This is a genomic window from Actinomyces sp. Z16, assembly GCF_003111765.1.
In the GTDB taxonomy this organism is placed as follows: Bacteria; Actinomycetota; Actinomycetes; order Actinomycetales; family Actinomycetaceae; genus Actinomyces; species Actinomyces glycerinitolerans.
In genome coordinates this window covers 415076-428400 of sequence record NZ_CP027862.1, presented here as the reverse complement: position 1 = coordinate 428400, position 13325 = coordinate 415076, and the positions used below count along the sequence as shown (strand labels likewise).

The window sequence follows — 13325 nt, the reverse complement described above, 5'->3', positions numbered from 1 at the left end:
CGTATGCCCAGGTCAGAGGCGGTTTGTCCCGGCATCGAAATTAGACCGCCGCGCCAAAGCCGCTACGGATGGACACTTTTGGCCGCCGAGGCTCACCCGGCTCATTCGTGCGACGCGAGCAGACGCGCTCGCAGCTCATCCAGAGTGGGGCCGTCAAGGCTCCCCAAGCGCCAGAAAGTCCAGCCGTTCGTGCTGGTGCCTCGCACCTGAGACGCCGGCGTCGACGGAGCCGCATAAGTTACGCCTTCGAACACCAGTCTCCCGGCTGCGTCAACGCCGCCACGCGTTTCCCCGTCTCTTCCAACACCGACCAGCTCATCCCCGACCGCCAGCAGGCCCGCGTCCAGGAGGTCCTTCATCGTCGCATTGTTGACGCTTAGCGCACGGCGCGGGGCGCGGTGAACGTGCCCGGCGGGCGTCGGCCAGATGGCGAGGACCTCTCCGGTCAGTAAGGTATTACGGTCCTGGAGAACGACGGCGCCAAGGAAGTGGGGCTCCGCCGGGCGTCGTGCGTTACCTGGGCCGGGCGCGTGTGGGTCAAGCCAGGCCTCGGCGAGGGTGCGAATGTCCTCCCACAGGGGCGCCCACTGGTCCTCCTGGTTCCACACGTATGGGCGCTGGAAGAGCGGTGCATCCAAGCGCATGGTGAGGGCGAAGAGGTCTTGTGGGATCGCGAGCTCGGTGATCATGCGTGCTCCTGGGCGCCGATGGGATGGGGCGATCGTAGGTAACCGTCTGCCGGGGCCTGCACGAATAGACGGAAATCGACACCCTGCCGAGACCAACGGCGACGCTAACAGGCATGAAGACCATTAACACCGTCGTCGGAACGCGGCCGAGACCGCTAGTTCAGGAGTCGACCGGCGGGGCATCCCACGTGATGATGCGCGTACCGAAAGCGGGCACCGTCACCATCGCGCCTTCGCGGATGTCCTGCGAGAAATCGGGCCGGGCCACACGCTCGGGCGAGCAGACGCACAGAGACGCGCTCTGGACCGTGGAAGAGGCGTGAACCTGGACGGGCACCTCAACGGCGGTTGCCCCGTGGTTGGTGGCCACCAGCATGCCTCCCCCGTTACCGGTGAGTACTCCCCTGGTCAACTCGCCGTCGTCCAAGTCCACCGGCAGGCGACATCCCGACAGCTCGCGGACGAAGCGGTACAGGCGCCAGACGCGGTCGTCGTCGTGGGCGTCCGGAGTGGCCGCGGCCATGAGCTCGAGCGGATACGCGCTGACGACCACGGCGCCATCCCCACGGGTGAATAGCGTCAGCGCCGGGGCACCAGCCGCCGTGCGCGCCAGGACCTCGGCGCCCTCCGCCTCCAGTTCCACCCCGCGTCCATGCAGGTCGGCACTGCCTCCGGGAAGGGAGAGCTCATCGCCTACTGCGAAGCCGCCGAAGGGCCGAACGACAGTGAGCCTCAGATCCTCATCGACCGGAGCCCGGTCCTTGATACGCACACCGGCGAACCGGTGCAGCTCGGGGATCGCGCTCTCCGCGGACAGCGACAGGTAGAGAACTCCCCCGTCAGCCACGTAGTTCGACGCACCCTGCCAGAAGGAGGTACGCACGTGCAGCAGGGAGTTCGTCGTCGACGTTAGCGGCGCGGGCAGCACGGTTACAGGCGTCGTCGGCCAGGCGTCGTCGAGGGTCTCCCGGGGGAACTGGACGGGCATCCCCGCCCGCTCGGAGTAGACGAAGGCGTTGAGAAGGCCGCGGATGAGGGGTTTGACGTCGCGGGTGGAGTCCCAGGACTGTTCGGATGGGACGTAGGGTCCCGCCGGCGCATCGTCGAGTCCGTAGTTCTCCTGCGCGTAGGGGTGGGCGTACTCGCGCGGCACCGGTATCGAGGCCAGGGCTCGGGGGCCGTCCGAGGCGCAGCGCTCGAGGTCGAAACCCGCCAGGCAGGCGCGCAGGTCGGACAGGGATGTCAGCCGCGGGCGCGGGACGTTGTCGGCGTCGACGAGTCCGAACTGGGTCTCGTGTGGCATCCGCACATACGGTGCGCGCCCATAGGCGTCGGCCTCGGCGTCGATCCAGCACCAGGCGTAGAAGCCGATGGCGCCCGCCCCAAAACCTGACCAGCACGACAGATGGTCGTAGTGCGCAATGACATCGGGGGCGTGCTGGGTCGACGAAGCACCGAATTCGTGGATCATCACGGATTTGCCGGCGCCGCGCGCCAATGCGGTCTCGAATGCCGCCGCATGCGTCATGCGACGCGATTCCAGCCGATCGGCGTAGAGCTCCGGCGAATAGATCGGGTAGGGGTGCACACAGCAGAAGTCGAGTTCGTCGGCCACGACGTCGCAGCGGAATGGCCCGCCGTCGACCTCCTGGGAGGCGGTTCCCACGGTGATCAGGTGGTTCGGGTCGTTCAAGCGCAACGATTCGGCCAGGCGATGGGTCCATAGGCGCGCGTCCTCATCCGAGGTGGAGTCCCCATAGATCCAGAAGGGCGGTTCATCGGTGAGGTCCCAAGCGATGAGTTCGCGGCGACCGGACCAGCGCTCGGCGAGATGGGCGGCGTGCGCGCACTGCGCGTCAAGCAGATGCCGATCCGAATGGGGGTTGATTCCGCTCGCCCAGGGAAGGTCCCAGTAGGCGTCGCCGACTTCGCCGCCCACAAAGAGCGTCGGGTGAAGTGTCAGTCCGTTAGCGGCCGCCGCGTCGAGGATCCGGTCGAGGGTCTTCAGGTGCTCCTCGTCGAGCACGCCCTCACGCGGTTCGAGGGCCGCCCACAGCAGGTCGATCCTGACCGTGTCCAGTCCGTGAGCCGCGATGTCGCGGAAAGCTCGGGCGAATTCCCCGGACCCCGTGCGCCACGGCCAATCCGGCCCCGAGCGCGGGACGTAGTGAACGCCGACCGGCACGACCGCCCGGCCCTGGTCATATATGAAGTGTGGCCCCATGCGGAAGCGCCCCGGGCCGTCGTTCAACGGATTCACTCGCATGTCGTCACCTTCGCTCCGACGCTGAACACTCCGGGGGTCTCGCTTTTACGGGATGCCTCCGCCCACGCGGCGAGGAGCAGCGGCAGGGCGACGAGTCCCGCATCTATCAGCGGCTCGCTGTCGGGCAGGACATAGTCGATCGGCAGGTCACCGGCCCGGCAGGCATCGACACCGATAGTCATGGTCGATGCTCCTCTACTCAGCAGTTCGTTGCGGAGCCGGGCATCGAGATCGGAGACCGACGGCTCGACGCACATGAGCACCACTCCGAGTCCGGGGGCGGCCAATTCGAGTGGACCGTGACGAAACTCGGCCGAGTCCATCGATTGGGCGGAGACATGCGCCGATTCCTTGAGAACGAGAGCATTGACCTCTGCCGCCGCGACTCCCGCGCCGCGACCGACGATGATGAGGGAATCCACCTGTTCCATCCAGTCGGCGAGCCGCGCGCCCACGCCCTCGGCATCGTCTATCCAGGCCGCCAGGACGTTCGCGGCGGCGTCGGCCCTGCGGTCCGCCCGCGTGAGGATCGATTCGACCGCGTCGTCCAGGGCGAGGAGCTCGGCGAGTACCTGCATGACGAACATGGTCGAGACATAGGTCTTCGACGAAGGACCGACCTCGACTCCGGCGCCCAGCGTGATTGCGACGTCGGCGGCGTCGGTGAGCGGATTGCCCGCCATGTTCGTGACGACGACGACTGGAATGCCTCTTTCCCTGGTCAAAACACTCATGAGTTTGACCGCCTCCACGCTGTGACCGGACTGGCTGACGATTATCACTCCGTGCCGGTCCGTGAGCGACGCGAGACGGAAGTGCAGAAGCTCGGCGGTGTTGATGACGGTGCTTTCGCGTCCGGATCGACCGAGAACGGACGCCAGACCCGTGACCGCGTCCCCGGAAGTGCCCATGCCCGTCAGAATCAGACGACGCCCGGACAGGCGGCGTCTGACCTCGTTGAGCGCGTGTTTCTGGGCGCGCAGTTCATCGGCCGTCCTGCGCAGGGCGTCCCCGCTCTCGCAGATCTCGCTTAGGAAGACGTCGCGTTCAATGGGTTCGGCGGACTCATATGTCGAGTGCATTCTTGTTCCTTTATCGGTTATTCCTTGGTGGAGCCGGCCGTCAGGCCGTCAATGAACTGGCGCTGCGCCAGGAGGAAGATGATGACCATCGGGACGGCTGTGACAACCGCGCCCGCCATGGTCCCGGGCCAGTCGACGGAGTTCTTGCGCGCGAGGAGCGCCAGTCCGACGGGCAGGGTTCTGGTGGACTCCGAACTAGACACGATCAGCGGCCACAGAAAGTCGTTCCATGTATCGAGGAAGGTGAATATCGTCAGGGTCGCCAGCCCCGGAGCGGCGATCGGCAGGACGATTCTGCGCAGGATTTGGAGTTCGGAGGCGCCGTCCAGGCGGGCCGCTTCCAGCATCGAGTCCGGGATCGACAGGAAGAACTGTCGCATGAGGAAGATCCCGAACACCTGGACGATTCCCGGGGCGATGATGCCCGCAAGCGTGTCTACGCCGAACCATGAGAAATACCGGTTCGCCCACACCATCATCCGATACAGGGGGATGAGGTTGACCTGCATGGGAATCATCATCGTCACCATCAGCAGCCAAAACAGGACGTTGCGCCCGGGGAACCTCAGTTTGGCGAAGGCGTATGCCGCGCACGAGTCGAAGAGGATGTTGAGTGCGACCACGCACACGGTGACGATGACCGAGTTCATCGCATAGGTGCCGAAGGAGGTCTCCGTGAAGATCCGCTCGTAGGCGTGCAACGAGAAGGGCGAGGGGATGATCCCCGAGTCCGGCGAGAATACGTCTTGGGAACGCTTGAAGGAGGTAGACAGGGTCCATAGCCACGGAGCGACCATGACGATTGTCGAGACGACGAGGAGTGCGTAAATCGCCGTCGTAGACGCGGCCCTTCTACGCCGCATGCTCGGTTGCGCTACGCGTACGTCCTTCATTGCTCGTCCCTCCTCTCGAGGAGCATTTGGACAGCGGAGGCGAGTGCCAGGAACATGGCAAGGAGATACGCCGCGGCGGAGGCGTGCCCGAGGTCGAGCTCCTCGAAGCGCTTGACGACGAAGTAGACGACGGTCGTCGTCGCCGACACCGGACCCCCCTGAGTCATGACGAAGACCTGGTCGAACACCTGGAAGGCGCCGATGATGCCGACGATGAAGACGAACAGCATCGTCGGGCGCAGCGCGGGAAGGGTAACCGCCCAGAAGCGTCTCCAGGGGCCCGCGCCGTCGACGGCAGCGGCCTCGTAGAGCTCGTGGGGCACGGATTGCAGGGCGGCCAGGAAGACGACCGTTTCGAAGCCGAATCCCTGCCAGACACTGGTCACCGCGACGGCGATCAGCGCGGTCTTCGTGTTGTTCAGCCAGGACACGCCGTTGAGGCCGACCAGTTCCAGCATCTGGTTGATGACCCCGTGTTCGTTGAGCAGCATCTTCCACATGGATGCGACGACGACCAGCGACATGGTCACCGGCAGGAAGAACGCGGACCTGAACAGGGATTGCAGCACCCGCGCCTGATTCAGCAGGAGTGCGGAAAGCAGGCCCAGGAGAGGGCCGGTGGTCATGGTCGCCAGGGCGAATAGTCCCGTGTTGATCCCCGACTTCAGGAAGAGGGGGTCGGTGACGAGGTCGACATAGTTGTCGACGCCGACGAACTGCGGCGGGGCAATACCGTTGTATCTGGTGAAACTCCACCACAGGGAGAGAAGCATCGGGATGAAGAAGAACACCGTGGTGATGAGCATCGCCGGGGCGACCAGGAGCAGGCCCGCCTTGGCCTGGCCCGACGTGAACCGTGATCCGCCGGCGCGCACTCCCGTGCGCCCGCCCTCTCGGCGCCTTCTCCCCCTGCCGCTCAGTGAAGGGATCAGATTTGCGCTCATTGCGCCGTCACCTACTTCTGAAGCGCCTCGTCGGCCGTCGCCGCCGCTTTTCGGAGTGACACCTCCGGCGAGGTTCCTTGGACAAGGGTTTCGACCACCCCGTCGGTGATCGCCTGATCGATATCGCTCCATCCGGCCACGTAGGGGAAGGGCTGGGCGGACTCGAGGGCCTTCTCGAAGACGGGGAAGGGGACCTGCCCGTCGAAGAAGGGGTCCGCCTGCGTGAGTGCGGGCAGTTCGAGGGCCTCCAGAGTGGCGGGAGCCGCGCCCGCCTTCGTGTAGACGAGCTCCTGCTGGGCGGGTTGGAGAAGGAACTGCGCGAGCTCCCATCCACCCGCGGGGTTCTTCGCGCCGGTGGGGATGACTAGTCCTGTCCCGCCGAGGTAGCTGCCCGGCTCCTTCGAGAAGGGCGCATCGGCGACCGCCCACTTCCCGGATTGCTCGGGGACACCGTCCTTGAGGATTCCCATCATATAGGGGCCGTTGAGGAACATGCCGATGCGCTCGTCGGCGATGCCGGCCAGACCGCCCGAATCGCCCTCGTCCGGCCCCCAATAGACCGAGCCGGCATCCATGAGTCGTCCCATGTACTCCAGCGCATCTACTCCCTCGGGCGATGCGAAGGCCGACTTCGTACCGTCCTCGGTGACCAGGCTTCCTCCCTCCTGGAAGAGGAACTGGCTGAATTCGAAGGTGTCGGGTCGCAATTGGAAGGCGTACTTGTCCACCTTTCCGTCGCCGTCGGTATCCTCGGACATCTCTTCGACGACGTTGAGCAGCTCCTCATGCGTCGTGGGCACGTCGAGGCCCTTCTGCTCGAGGATGTCCTTGCGGTAGTAGAGGGCATAGGCATCGAAGTCGTAGGGCAGGACGATCGTGCGCCCGTCATACTCCATCGCCTCTAGCGCACCCTTGGAGTACTGACTCTCGATGGGTTCTCCGTTGAGCTCCCCCTGGGAGATCTCCGATATGTCGGAGAGCACGCCCTGTGCGGCGTAGACGGGTGTCCACACCATGTCGATGGTCGCGAGATCGGGCGCCGCACCGGAAGACACGGCGACCGCCAGCTTGTTCTGGAAGGTGTCGTAGTCGTACTCCTGGTAGTCGATGGTGACGTCGGGGTGGCTCTCCTCGAACAGGTCGAGGGCGGGCTTGACCGGAGATGAGGAGCCGTAATAGTCCCAGACGACGATTGCGTCGCTGTTCGCGCCGTCGTTCGCCGAGCAGGCCCCGACGAGTCCGGACAGCGCGAGGGCGCCGGCGACGAGGGCGGCGGCCTTCAATGGCTGACGTGTTTTCCCTGTGTTCATTGTTCGCTCCTTTGCGAATCAATCTCGGATCGGGTTAGAGAGAGCGCGGGCGGGAGACTTCCAGGTGGTACCTGGCGCGAGATCCTTTGACCACTGTTCGGCAGTATTCGATGGGTCTTCCGTCTGACGAGTAGGAGGTGAGGCGCAGCAGGAGGACGGGCTGACTGCGGTCCTGCTCTAGGAGTCGGGCCTCACGAGCCGAGGGCAGAGCGGGTTCGACGGTCTGATGTCCGCGGACCAGCTCCACCCCGAACTGCTCATAGAGGTAGGAGTACAGCGAGGTGGTCCCGAAATCCACCGACAGCAGGCCCGGGAACATGTGCGCAGGAAGGAAGACGTGCTCAATGAGGAGCGGTTCATCGTCGGCCACGCGTAGGCGTTCGATGGCGTAGACCGGCGCGCCTTCGGCGATTCCGAGCCTGTCGGCGGTCGAGGCGATGGCTTCGGTGATCTCACCGCCCAGGAGCTTGGTCTCCTGGGACAGGCCCATGAGCGACATCTCGTCGGTGAATGACGTCAGTTGGTTGAGCTCGCGGTCAATTCTCCGGGCGGAGACGAAGGTGCCCTTGCCGCGGGTCCTGGTGATCGCCCCCTCCCGAACCAGTTCATCCAGGGCCCGCCTGATGGTCACCAGGGAGCAGCCGAAGGAACTCGCGAGCTCCTTCTCCGTTGGGAGCCGATCTCCGGCCGAGAGCTCCCCCGACTCCAGCCGGGTACGCAGCGCACGGTAGACCTGATGGTAAAGGGGCGATGCCCCTTGTACCAGAGGCCCACCTATACGACTCCACTCCTGCGCGGTCTTCGCGTCGGCACTTCCCTTCGCCAAATCCGACACCCCCTCACGGATCGAAAGATTATAATGTTATAATCAAGTATGGACAGTGCCAGCCCTCTTGTCAACAAGCATCAGATCGCGGCGTTCAGCGCTCGGGACGTCGGCGTCCTCGACATCGGCGGCACCTGGATCCGCGGTGCGCGAGTAAGTCGCCGAGGCCAGATCCTGACGCGAGCACGGCGTAAGACGCCCGGAGGGCCCGACCCGTCGTCCGTCGTCACCACGTGCGTGCGCGCCCTCGAGGGTGCGGGAGCCCTGCTTGAATACGCTCCCGTAAGGCGCATCGGCGTCAGCGTCACCGGACCGGTCGACCCGCGCACCGGCACCCTGTTCACCCCGCCGAACACGGACTCGAACTTCGCCGGACTGGAACTCGGTGCACGCCTGCACGAAGCGACCGGGCTGCCCATCGCGGTCGACAAGGACACCAATGCCGCCGCGCTCGCAGAAAACGCGCGCGGGGCGGCCCAGCACGTCTCGGACTTCATCTACCTCACCCTGTCCACCGGAGTCGGAGGAGCCGCCGTGGTCGATGGCCGACTCCTCTACGGAAGCACCGGGACCGCGGGCGAGCTCGGGCACATGAGCCTGGACCCAGCGGGACCGCGATGTGGCTGCGGGCGGAAGGGGTGCCTGGAGGCCTACGCCTCCGGGCCCGCCCTCGCCCGGCGCGCCGCCGAGTTCGCCGCCGATGTAGCCGGCCCGCTGCAGGAGCATCTCGCCGCCGGCCGAGAAGTCACGGGGGCCGACATCAGCCACTTCGCGGAACTCGGCGACCACGCCGCACTCCGCGCCCTCGACGACGCACGTCGCGCCCTGAGCTCCGCCTGCGTCGACCTCGTCAACGTGTTCAACCCCCGACTGATCGTCGTCGGCGGGTCCGTGGCGGCCCACCATGAGGAGTGGCTGGGGGCCGCGTCCCGGGCCATCCGGACCGCCGCCCTCTCCCCGTCCTCCGACGCGTGCACCGTCGTACCGGCGCGACTCGGCGACGACGTGTCCCTCATCGGCGCCTCGCTCCTGAGCCGCAGGTGATTGCGGGCGAGTGGAGGCTCGCCATCGGGCATCACACACCGATGGATGCTGAGCCATGCCCCGCCACGTACCGGATCATGGGAGCGGCGATTACCCGGTGCTCGCGGGATCCGACGTCAGGCGTAGTGCCGGAACGCGTCTGGAGCCCCGCCGCTCCCGTTCGCCAGCCCTGGTACCGCCTCACCCGTCCTAGGAGTGGACGCCTGCGCCCGCCGTAACCCGGGGAGCGCCTCATTCCCGCCAGAGGTGCTGCGTACGTACCAGGCGACGGATCGGGCGCTATTACGGGAGAGCCGCGGCCGCCTCCAGCAGCGGGTCGGAGCGCCTCTCCTCCGCGGGCAGGTTCGCGGCCGTCATCAGCACATCCGCAACGCGCCGCAGTCGCTCGCCCTGCTCGCCCGAGGCCGCCCGGTCGGCGAAGTGCGCTGCGAGGTTCTCATCCTTCGTGATGATGTCTAGCCGCGCCCTGTCCTCACCCTGCCGGAACCGGACGTAGCGCACGTCCGCCAGCGGGAAGTCGTCGTCGATCAGTCCGTCTTTGGTGAGCGTGGAACGTGAGGCGAGGAAGAACCGCGTGGGCGTCACCCCCAGGTATCCGCCCTTAAGGTTGTTGTCTCCCGCCCAGGCGCGGCCGAATTCGGCTAGGACGAGTAGGGGCCCGCCATTGGGCAGCGCCCATCTGAGAATGTCGAGCGCGTGCGCCGCGGCGTCGTCATCCTCAACCACTTCGAGGTTCGGCTCCAGTGGCGCGGGGGCGTCATAGGCGCCGACGCACGGTGCCGCCACGTACTGGGTCATGGCCGCGACGACCTGCTCGGTGCTCGCGTCCCGCCGCGCCCGGCGCAGCGCCGGGACACGTCCGGAGACCTGCCCCGCCAGGTCACCGATTCTGGCACCGGCACGCCCGAGGTCGACGCCGCGCCCGTCCAGGAGCTCGGCCAGGTGACAGTACGCGTCGAGTCGGCCGAGCACCTGGGCGATCCTTGCCATGGTTTCGGCCCGCTCGGCCGGTATCCGTTCGGCTCGGTACCGCATGAGCTGCTCGTCCTGCTCGCTGCGCTCACTGTCTGAGGCGATCTCGGCTGCTCGGAGCAACTGGTACCCGTAGTGGGCGTTGGCGGACATGACGAGTCCTTGGACGTCTGCGGCGACCTCCTGGGCATGGTCCCGCAGGTAGTCGCGCCGCTCGACAGCGGTCCCGCCCAGCGCCTTTAGGTGACTTTGCAGGCGGCGGTCGAAGTGCTTGTACTCGGCGCGAAGATCGGCCTCAAGGTGCGCGATTGGTTCAAATACCCGTGACGTGACGGCCCCGATCGTGCGTGCCGCATCAATGGCGCCGACGACGGTGTCATACATGCCACTGAGGGCGTTCCAGTGGTCCTGCAGCAGGCTCTGGAGGACGTCGCGAGTCAGTTCTAGGTTCTGGTCGACCCGTTTGGACAGTGAGGTCAGCTGCGCACTGATGGCCATCAGGGCGAAGGCCGGACCGGCACTCGCGGCCACCGTGGCGGCCTGAACTCCGGTGGCGGGGACCCAGCGAACCTGGGCCGCGAATTTACCGCCTTGGGTCAGGACGCCGAGGTTGTAGCCGCCTTTAACAATGGTGTTCATGGTGCGCAGGTTGTGCAGAGTCTCCGGCGCAAGTCGCACCAGCCCCTGGGCGGAGACGAGCCCCTGCGCCCCTTGTGCGACGAGGTTGAGTGCACCGGCGGCGTTGCTGACGGCATTGGTGATCTCGGTGTTGGCTCGCTCCCCCAGGTTGAAGGGCTCGATCTCCCAGCCGTCCGGCACCGTGTCGGCGAGTAACACGGCTACGCCGGGGGCGGCCTCCAGCAGCGTAAGTTCGGTGGCGGCATTCGGCGCCGGCGCTTCCGCTCCTGTTTCCGCCGGCGACGGCGTCACCCCCGCGGCCGTCTGCACAAGGGGTTCACTCGACTCCTGTGAAGCCCGTGATGGACTCCCGGCCCCACTCGTGTCCACTTGGATCCCCTCTCGCGCTTGAGCTACGTGTCAGCGGGAACGTTAGCGCCCGCCGAATCCCGCTAACCCGCCTTCGCGTCTCGAAACGAGGGCAGTTCCGTCGCTCATCCGGTCCGTCCAGTCCACCCCTGGCTGGACACGCTAGGCGATCCAGTCTCTCACCCAGCCAAGCACCTGCCCCAGGACATCGTCACCAACAACACCGATACGCTCGACCAGTCTCCTCCGGGAGATCGTGCGGACCTGTTCGGTCATGGCGAAGGAGTCCTGGGGCAGACCCGCACCGCGGGGGATCCGCACATGGTTCGGCCAGCGTCGGTCGACGGAGGTTACCGGGACAGTTACCGCCAACGTCGTTACGGCCTGATGGTAGCGGGCGTTAGAGATCACGAGAACAGGACGTCGCCCAGACTGCTCACGCCCAACCACCGGGTCCGGCGCAGCCCACCACAGTTCGCCGGTTGACGGATGCGGAGTCAGTTCCAAGCGTCCGACTCCCAGTCAGCGAGTTCGGCAAAGTAAGCCTCATCCGGAGGGTTTGCTTCCATGGCAGCCTTGAGGTCGGCGAAACGTAGCTCACGCTCCGCAGCCTTGACCATCTGCCGGATGGCGACATCCATGGTGACGCCCTGACGCTCAGCGAGGGCGCGGACCGCATCACGGGTGCTGCTCTCGACTTTGATCGTAGTCATCCTATTCATGCTCATAGTATGCCCGCTAGGCATACTCTTGACCATACCTGCAGTCGCTCGACAATAGACGCCTCGGGGAGGCCATCACGCCGGCCCCTCTGAGTTGAGCACCACTGGTCGGTCGATGTTGAGTGTTGCCTCAACATCCAGGGCTCGCGGTTCACCGGAGGCACGGCGACGCTCGCGCTCACGCTCATCACGAAGCCGCGCTTCGCCCTCTCGGCGTAAGAGTGTGCGTACTGACATTGATCGCCGTCACCCTGGACACGACTCCATGTATGCCCGACGACGAACCGCCTATTCGTGGGGACATGGAGGTTGGCGGTGCGAGCATCCGAGGTGGGGCGGCGTAGTAGACGACGTCAGCGCTAAGCACGCGGGCGAGCCAACTCCCGGCTCCACCCACACCCTCAAACGCGAAGAGTTACTATAGCAATGCGATCTGCTGGAGCACCTCACGGACGCACTGCGCAAACCCAGGACACCCGGACCGCATCAACGCATCATCCAACTGCCGATACCCCGGCCTGTCCATCCAGTACTCCATTTGCTTCCGAACGATGGGCATCATACAGTTCGGGGCAGAGTTTGCGATCAATAGGAAGAACTCATCGGGGGCGATGACCGAGTAGCTCTCACCGTCGGGATTATCGGTAAAGTCTCTGGAATCATTATGTGTGAGCAGAAAATCCGCCTGACCGAACACCGCCGCCGCGTGAACATGATAGTCCTTCGGATCAGCGCCGCTGAACGGCACATTGCCGGGATAGTCGGGAATCACCTCATCTAGGCTCTTCCGAATGAGTTCAGCGCGACGGCGGGTGACATGTCCGGGCATCCTCGGCTTCTTCTCACGCATATTTGCAATGACCTCGGCCAAGATATCCTCAGTGGCATAGATCTGGAACATGCCCTGATTATGAAGACGCAGCAGGAACAACCAGTCCATGGTTGTTTTCTGAAACAGTACGTTGGCATCCACGAGCACCCGCTGCGTCATAGACGCAGAGTACGGCAAGACGCAGCCCCGCTCACAGGTTTCCGTGGTTGTTGTCGCAGTCAGTCTTCGAAGTGCTCGAAGTCCCCTTCCGCGTCCAGGGCTCGCAGTGCCTCGAAGGCACGGCGACGCTCGCGCTCACGCTCATCACGAAGCCGCACTACGTCCTCCCGGCGGAAGCGAGTGTGCGAGCCGACCTTGAAAGAGTCAATCAGGCCGTCGCGGCTCCACTTCAGCAGCGTAGGACGCGAGACACCGAGCATGTCGGCGGCAACAGTGCTGGTGAGCTCGTCAGGGACACGTCCGATAGTGACCTCGCCATGCTCGGCGATCGAGGCGAGGGCTGCCAACAGAGCCTTCTGAACACCCTGCGTCAACACGACCTCGCGGCCGTCAGGGTCACGCAGTACGAGTACGGCTCCTTCTATGGGCTTGATCTCCTGGACCTCACGCACGGTCTGCGCCGCGAGGCCGACCCTGGTGAGCGTACCGGCTGACATGATGTCTCCCCTCTCCTCACACACCATTCGTAGGTGCTGTTACAGGATAACGCAGTTTCACGTATATGTGAAACACAGTGGGGATCACCACTCTTCTGGTGC

The 13325-nt window shown here is 65.1% G+C and carries 13 protein-coding genes; 1 reads left to right on the top strand and 12 read right to left on the bottom strand.

What is annotated here, in order from left to right; genetic code table 11:
* Positions 1 to 101 precede the first annotated feature (101 nt).
* From C3B71_RS01735 to C3B71_RS01705, 7 genes are all read right to left on the bottom strand, one after another.
* Entirely contained in the window at positions 102 to 689 is a 588-nt protein-coding gene (locus C3B71_RS01735; RefSeq protein WP_108965711.1) for a GmrSD restriction endonuclease domain-containing protein, read from the bottom strand.
* A gap of 160 nt (positions 690 to 849) precedes the next feature.
* Entirely contained in the window at positions 850 to 2955 is a 2106-nt protein-coding gene (locus tag C3B71_RS01730; protein WP_108965708.1) for a glycoside hydrolase 5 family protein, read from the bottom strand.
* Positions 2946 to 4037, bottom strand: coding sequence for an SIS domain-containing protein (locus C3B71_RS01725; RefSeq protein WP_073330328.1), 1092 nt, complete (start codon positions 4035 to 4037; stop codon positions 2946 to 2948). Before C3B71_RS01725 ends, C3B71_RS01730 begins: the two co-directional genes overlap by 10 nt.
* Before the next feature lie 17 nt (positions 4038 to 4054).
* Positions 4055 to 4930 (bottom strand): carbohydrate ABC transporter permease, encoded by an 876-nt coding sequence (locus C3B71_RS01720; RefSeq protein WP_108965706.1) that lies wholly within the window; start codon positions 4928 to 4930, stop codon positions 4055 to 4057.
* Positions 4927 to 5874, bottom strand: a complete 948-nt coding sequence (locus tag C3B71_RS01715; RefSeq protein ID WP_083565772.1) for a carbohydrate ABC transporter permease — start codon at positions 5872 to 5874, stop codon at positions 4927 to 4929. Before C3B71_RS01715 ends, C3B71_RS01720 begins: the two co-directional genes overlap by 4 nt.
* A gap of 11 nt (positions 5875 to 5885) precedes the next feature.
* Positions 5886 to 7184: an ABC transporter substrate-binding protein gene (locus tag C3B71_RS01710; RefSeq protein ID WP_108965704.1), complete on the bottom strand. Its 1299-nt coding sequence runs from the start codon at positions 7182 to 7184 to the stop codon at positions 5886 to 5888.
* Positions 7185 to 7218: 34 nt separating this feature from the next.
* Complete coding sequence (locus C3B71_RS01705; RefSeq protein ID WP_073330337.1) at positions 7219 to 8019, bottom strand: GntR family transcriptional regulator; 801 nt, start codon at positions 8017 to 8019, stop codon at positions 7219 to 7221.
* Between the two features lie 39 nt (positions 8020 to 8058).
* Between C3B71_RS01705 and C3B71_RS01700 the strand changes: the two genes are divergently transcribed.
* Positions 8059 to 9054 (top strand): ROK family protein, encoded by a 996-nt coding sequence (locus tag C3B71_RS01700; protein ID WP_108965702.1) that lies wholly within the window; start codon positions 8059 to 8061, stop codon positions 9052 to 9054.
* A 282-nt stretch (positions 9055 to 9336) separates the two neighbouring features.
* Here C3B71_RS01700 and C3B71_RS01695 read toward each other — a convergent pair whose 3' ends face one another.
* From C3B71_RS01695 to C3B71_RS01675, 5 genes are all read right to left on the bottom strand, one after another.
* Positions 9337 to 10974: a hypothetical protein gene (locus tag C3B71_RS01695; protein WP_108965700.1), complete on the bottom strand. Its 1638-nt coding sequence runs from the start codon at positions 10972 to 10974 to the stop codon at positions 9337 to 9339.
* A 201-nt stretch (positions 10975 to 11175) separates the two neighbouring features.
* Positions 11176 to 11520, bottom strand: coding sequence for a type II toxin-antitoxin system PemK/MazF family toxin (locus C3B71_RS01690; RefSeq protein WP_258522910.1), 345 nt, complete (start codon positions 11518 to 11520; stop codon positions 11176 to 11178).
* The gene (locus tag C3B71_RS01685) at positions 11511 to 11726 is read right to left on the bottom strand and encodes a hypothetical protein (RefSeq protein WP_234416030.1); all 216 of its coding nucleotides are present in this window, start codon (positions 11724 to 11726) and stop codon (positions 11511 to 11513) included. The genes C3B71_RS01690 and C3B71_RS01685 overlap by 10 nt, the downstream gene beginning before the upstream one ends.
* Before the next feature lie 427 nt (positions 11727 to 12153).
* On the bottom strand, positions 12154 to 12726 hold the full coding sequence (locus tag C3B71_RS01680; protein ID WP_111819380.1) for a PIN domain-containing protein: 573 nt from the start codon (positions 12724 to 12726) through the stop codon (positions 12154 to 12156).
* 59 nt (positions 12727 to 12785) lie between these two features.
* The gene (locus tag C3B71_RS01675) at positions 12786 to 13223 is read right to left on the bottom strand and encodes a helix-turn-helix domain-containing protein (RefSeq protein WP_108965692.1); all 438 of its coding nucleotides are present in this window, start codon (positions 13221 to 13223) and stop codon (positions 12786 to 12788) included.
* Between the last annotated feature and the right edge of the window lie 102 nt (positions 13224 to 13325).

What these genes read in the sequence shown, in the direction of transcription:
- C3B71_RS01730 (WP_108965708.1), bottom strand. Translation starts at nt 2,955, where the DNA reads ATGCGAGTGAATCCGTTGAACGACGGCCCGGGGCGCTTCCGCATGGGG.
- C3B71_RS01680 (WP_111819380.1), bottom strand. Translation starts at nt 12,726, where the DNA reads ATGACGCAGCGGGTGCTCGTGGATGCCAACGTACTGTTTCAGAAAACA.
- C3B71_RS01735 (WP_108965711.1), bottom strand. Translation starts at nt 689, where the DNA reads ATGATCACCGAGCTCGCGATCCCACAAGACCTCTTCGCCCTCACCATG.
- C3B71_RS01725 (WP_073330328.1), bottom strand. Translation starts at nt 4,037, where the DNA reads ATGCACTCGACATATGAGTCCGCCGAACCCATTGAACGCGACGTCTTC.
- C3B71_RS01720 (WP_108965706.1), bottom strand. Translation starts at nt 4,930, where the DNA reads ATGAAGGACGTACGCGTAGCGCAACCGAGCATGCGGCGTAGAAGGGCC.
- C3B71_RS01710 (WP_108965704.1), bottom strand. Translation starts at nt 7,184, where the DNA reads ATGAACACAGGGAAAACACGTCAGCCATTGAAGGCCGCCGCCCTCGTC.
- C3B71_RS01675 (WP_108965692.1), bottom strand. Translation starts at nt 13,223, where the DNA reads ATGTCAGCCGGTACGCTCACCAGGGTCGGCCTCGCGGCGCAGACCGTG.
- C3B71_RS01685 (WP_234416030.1), bottom strand. Translation starts at nt 11,726, where the DNA reads ATGACTACGATCAAAGTCGAGAGCAGCACCCGTGATGCGGTCCGCGCC.
- C3B71_RS01700 (WP_108965702.1), top strand. Translation starts at nt 8,059, where the DNA reads ATGGACAGTGCCAGCCCTCTTGTCAACAAGCATCAGATCGCGGCGTTC.
- C3B71_RS01715 (WP_083565772.1), bottom strand. Translation starts at nt 5,874, where the DNA reads ATGAGCGCAAATCTGATCCCTTCACTGAGCGGCAGGGGGAGAAGGCGC.